General features: G+C 75.2%; 2 protein-coding genes. Both read left to right on the forward strand.

The genetic code is table 11. From position 1 onward, the window contains the following. A partial coding sequence (locus AC5LSR_RS04980; RefSeq protein WP_493468196.1) for an ATP-binding cassette domain-containing protein occupies positions 1 to 567 on the forward strand: 567 nt, incomplete at its 5' end. 324 nt (positions 568 to 891) lie between these two features. Then, the coding region (locus AC5LSR_RS04985; RefSeq protein WP_493468197.1) for an AAA family ATPase at positions 892 to 2,045 on the forward strand (1,154 nt) is incomplete at its 3' end.

A 2,045-nucleotide genomic window follows, 5' to 3' on the forward strand; every position in this document is an offset into this window, starting at 1 on the left:
CAGGCCGGTGCGGCCATCGGCGGCGCCCTTCGGGACGCCGGTCCGGCCGGTCCCGGCGCTCCGCGGGGCGCGGCCCGCCGGGACCGGGTCGTGGAGCTGCTCGAGCAGGTCGGGCTGCCCGCGGACGTGCTGCGCCGCCGTCCGCTGGAGCTCTCCGGCGGGCAGCGGCAGCGGGTGGCGATCGCCCGCGCGCTGGCTCCCGGGCCCGATCTGATCGTCTGCGACGAGCCGGTGTCCGCCCTCGACGTGTCGATCCAGGCACAGATCCTCGACCTGCTCGCCGGGCTGCAGCGCGACCTGGGGGTCGCGCTGCTGTTCATCTCCCACGACCTGGGGGTCATCCACCACGTCAGCGACCGGATCATCGTGATGAAGGACGGCCAGGTGGTGGAGACCGGCGACGTCGCCACGGTGTTCGCCCGGCCCGCGCACGCCTACACCCGGCAGCTGCTGGCCGCCGTGCCACGACCGGTCGGCGGCCGCGCCGCGCCGCCCGGCCCGCCGGACGCCGGGCCCGCCCCGGACCTGGCGCCGGCCGCGGACATCCTGAGCGTGGTGTCGCGATGACGACCGCCCGGCGATACCCGGCCCAACAACACCCAACTCGTCAATACCCAAACCAAAACCAATGCCCGGACCAGAGCCGATGTCCGGACCAGCGCCGTCGACGGTGTTGTCGGCTCCGGCGCCCAGGCTCTCCGCGGAGATGTCCCGACAGGGGTGTCTCGAGGTAGGGGAGTAAAACCACTATCTTGGTGACGATAGTTGGAAAGTTTGAGGACCATCGGACTTTGAGGACCATCGGACGACGTCAGCAACGGTGATCACTGGTCAGCGACGAGCGCAGTCGCTCGCGTGCCAAGTCGGCGCAGCCGGAGGAAACGCAGCACCATGGGTACCGCAGCCCTGTCCGCCATCACGCCGCGATGGCCGTACGCGCCCCCCGCCGAGTCCGTTCCCGCCCTGGTGGAACGGGACGGCGCCCTGCGCTGCCTGGACGCGCTGCTCGCAGAGTGTACTGCCTCCAGGGGTGGGACGGTCGTCATCGCCGGGGGAGCGGGCAGCGGGAAGACGGCGCTGCTGCACACCTTCATGGCGCGGGCCGCGCGGGCGGGCGCGACCGTGCTGGAGGCCTTCGGATCATGCGTGGAGCGTGATCTCCCGCTCGGGGTCCTGCGCCAGCTCTCCCGCGGCGGCCTGCGCGCCGGCCTGACGGAGGGTGCCGGCACGCCCGGCGGCAGCGGCACCCCCGGCGGCGCCGCCGGCCCCGCCGCACGCGGCCTGCTGCCCGACACGGCCTTCGCCGTGCCGCCTGGCGCACCTGACGACCCGGCCGCCGGGGATGCCGCCGCCACCCACCCGTCCCCGCACCTGCTGCAGGACCTGTGGGCGGCGTTACGGGTGCTCTCCGAGCGCGCCCCGGTGGTGCTCGCCGTCGACGACACCCATCTCGTCGACACGGCCTCCCTGCGTGGGCTGATCTACCTGGGCCGGCGGCTGGGCTCCCAGCGGGTACTGCTGGTCGTCACCGAGCTGGCGGACCCGGCCGGGGACCGGCTGCGCAACGCCTGGCAGACCGACCTGCTGCGCCACCCGCGGTGCCACCGGCTGCGGGTCGGCACGCTGTCGGTGCGCGGGGTGGCCGAAGTGCTTACACCGCGGCTGGGTACGGTCGCCGCAGGTGCGGTGGCGTCGGGCTGGTGGGAGCTCACCGGCGGCAACCCGCTCCTGCTGCGGGCGCTGCTCGAGGACCTGCCGGCCACCTCCGCCCCGGCCCCGGCCCCGGCCCCGGCGTTGGTGCCGGCCGGGCAGCCGGCCCGGCCGGCACCCGGTGAGGCGTTCGGCAAGGCGGTGCTGACCTGCCTGCGCCGCGGCGGTGAGCCGTTGCTGAGGGTGGCGCGGGGGATCGCGGTGCTGGAGGAGGCCGGTTCGGCGGGCCTGCTCCCGCGGCTGCTCGACGCCGACCCGGCCGACGCCGGCCCGGCCGCCACGCATCCGGCCGCCACGCATCCGGCCGCCACGCATCCGGCCGCCACGCATCCGGC

Source organism: Protofrankia sp. CiP1_Cm_nod4 (genome assembly GCF_982290645.1).